Origin of the sequence: Burkholderia sp. Bp8986 (assembly GCF_003854225.1) — a bacterium.
Classification (GTDB): Bacteria; Pseudomonadota; Gammaproteobacteria; order Burkholderiales; family Burkholderiaceae; genus Burkholderia.
The window spans coordinates 1-3,093 of sequence record NZ_QTQM01000111.1 but is presented as its reverse complement, the minus strand read 5'-3'; the positions used below and the strand labels follow the sequence as shown (position 1 = coordinate 3,093).

The following is a 3,093-nucleotide window of genomic DNA, read 5'->3' as shown; positions in this document are numbered from 1 at the left end:
CAGACTTGTTATAGGATCAAGCCTTACGGGCAATTAGTATCAGTTAGCTGAACGCATTACTGCGCTTACACACCTGACCTATCAACGTCCTGGTCTCGAACGACCCTTCAAGGGGATCTAGTCCCCAGGGATATCTCATCTTAAGGCGAGTTTCCCGCTTAGATGCTTTCAGCGGTTATCTCTTCCGAACATAGCTACCCGGCGATGCCACTGGCGTGACAACCGGTACACCAGAGGTTCGTCCACTCCGGTCCTCTCGTACTAGGAGCAGCCCCCTTCAAATATCCAACGCCCACGGCAGATAGGGACCAAACTGTCTCACGACGTTTTAAACCCAGCTCACGTACCTCTTTAAATGGCGAACAGCCATACCCTTGGGACCGGCTACAGCCCCAGGATGAGATGAGCCGACATCGAGGTGCCAAACACCGCCGTCGATATGAACTCTTGGGCGGTATCAGCCTGTTATCCCCAGAGTACCTTTTATCCGTTGAGCGATGGCCCTTCCATACAGAACCACCGGATCACTATGACCTGCTTTCGCACCTGCTCGACTTGTCGGTCTCGCAGTTAAGCACGCTTATGCCATTGCACTATCAGCACGATTTCCGACCGTACCTAGCGTACCTTCGTACTCCTCCGTTACGCTTTGGGAGGAGACCGCCCCAGTCAAACTGCCTACCATGCACTGTCCCCGACCCGGATCACGGGCCAAGGTTAGAACCTCAAACAAACCAGGGTGGTATTTCAAGGACGGCTCCACCGAAACTAGCGTTCCGGTTTCATAGCCTCCCACCTATCCTACACAGATCGGTTCAAAGTCCAATGCAAAGCTACAGTAAAGGTTCATGGGGTCTTTCCGTCTAGCCGCGGGTAGATTGCATCATCACAAACACTTCAACTTCGCTGAGTCTCGGGAGGAGACAGTGTGGCCATCGTTACGCCATTCGTGCAGGTCGGAACTTACCCGACAAGGAATTTCGCTACCTTAGGACCGTTATAGTTACGGCCGCCGTTTACCGGGACTTCAATCAAGAGCTTGCACCCCATCATTTAATCTTCCGGCACCGGGCAGGCGTCACACCCTATACGTCCACTTTCGTGTTTGCAGAGTGCTGTGTTTTTATTAAACAGTCGCAGCCACCAGTTTATTGCAACCCCTTCACCCTTTGCGCGCAGGCGCATCAAGCTACAAGGGCGTACCTTATCCCGAAGTTACGGTACCAATTTGCCGAGTTCCTTCTCCCGAGTTCTCTCAAGCGCCTTAGAATACTCATCTCGCCCACCTGTGTCGGTTTGCGGTACGGTCATCGTTAGACTGAAGCTTAGAGGCTTTTCTTGGAACCACTTCCAATTGCTTCGCTCCCGAAGGAGCTCGCGCCACACCCTTGAATCCTGCGCCCGGATTTGCCTAAGCGCCTTCTCCAATGCAGCGACCGGGACTTCCAACACCCGGACAACCTTCCGCGATCCGTCCCCCCATCGCATCTAACAATGGTGCAGGAATATTGACCTGCTTCCCATCAGCTACGCATTTCTGCCTCGCCTTAGGGGCCGACTCACCCTACGCCGATGAACGTTGCGTAGGAAACCTTGGGCTTACGGCGAGGGGGCCTTTCACCCCCTTTATCGCTACTCATGTCAGCATTCGCACTTCCGATACCTCCAGCACGCTTTTCAACGCACCTTCGCAGGCTTACGGAACGCTCTCCTACCATGCGAGCAAAGCTCGCATCCGCAGCTTCGGTATATAGCTTAGCCCCGTTACATCTTCCGCGCAGGACGACTCGATCAGTGAGCTATTACGCTTTCTTTAAAGGGTGGCTGCTTCTAAGCCAACCTCCTGACTGTTTTAGCCTTCCCACTTCGTTTCCCACTTAGCTATATTTGGGGACCTTAGCTGGCGGTCTGGGTTGTTTCCCTCTTGACACCGGACGTTAGCACCCGATGTCTGTCTCCCGTGATTGCACTCTTCGGTATTCGGAGTTTGCTATGGCGGGGTAATCTGCAATAGACCCCCCAACCATGACAGTGCTCTACCCCCGAAGGTGAGACACGAGGCACTACCTAAATAGTTTTCGGAGAGAACCAGCTATTTCCAGGTTTGTTTAGCCTTTCACCCCTATCCACAGCTCATCCCCTAACTTTTCAACGTTAGTGGGTTCGGACCTCCAGTACGTGTTACCGCACCTTCATCCTGGCCATGGATAGATCACCTGGTTTCGGGTCTACGCCCAGCAACTGAACGCCCTATTCGGACTCGCTTTCGCTACGCCTGCCCTATACGGTTAAGCTTGCTACTGAACGTAAGTCGCTGACCCATTATACAAAAGGTACGCCGTCACCCCTTACGAGGCTCCGACTGTTTGTATGCATGCGGTTTCAGGATCTATTTCACTCCCCTCCCGGGGTTCTTTTCGCCTTTCCCTCACGGTACTGGTTCACTATCGGTCGATCACGAGTATTTAGCCTTGGAGGATGGTCCCCCCATCTTCAGACAGGATTTCACGTGTCCCGCCCTACTTGTCGCACACCTAGTTCTTTCATACTGTTTTCGCCTACAGGGCTATCACCTGCTATGGCCGCACTTTCCAGAGCGTTCGGCTAACAATACAAATAAAGAGTGCAAGGCTCATCCCATTTCGCTCGCCACTACTTTGGGAATCTCGGTTGATTTCTTTTCCTGCGGTTACTTAGATGTTTCAGTTCACCGCGTTCGCTTCACATGGCCTATGTATTCAGCCATGGATACTCCAAAAGGAGTGGGTTTCCCCATTCGGACATCTACGGATCAAAGCTTGTTTGCCAGCTCCCCGTAGCTTTTCGCAGGCTACCGCGTCCTTCATCGCCTGTGATCGCCAAGGCATCCACCACATGCACTTGTTCGCTTGACCCTATAACGAGTCTGTCTCGTTACAGGTTGAGTTCTCGCGTTGTGCCGTATTCCAATTGAGTCAAACATAGAGTTCGAATCATCTTGAGATACATCGATACAATCACAACCCGGATAGTTTCCACGTCCATCTCAAAGACGCTTCCGCTATCCAAATTACTTACTTCTTCCAGATTGTTAAAGAACGACAGCCGATACTT

At 52.2% G+C, this 3,093-nt stretch carries 1 rRNA gene and 1 pseudogene; both read right to left on the bottom strand.

Features of this window, described 5'->3' with window-relative positions:
• Window positions 1–12 precede the first annotated feature (12 nt).
• A 23S ribosomal RNA gene (locus DID99_RS36145) occupies window positions 13–2,894 on the bottom strand.
• A 19-nt stretch (window positions 2,895–2,913) separates the two neighbouring features.
• Window positions 2,914–3,093 (bottom strand): annotated as a pseudogene (locus DID99_RS37660) (hypothetical protein); the annotation flags it as partial.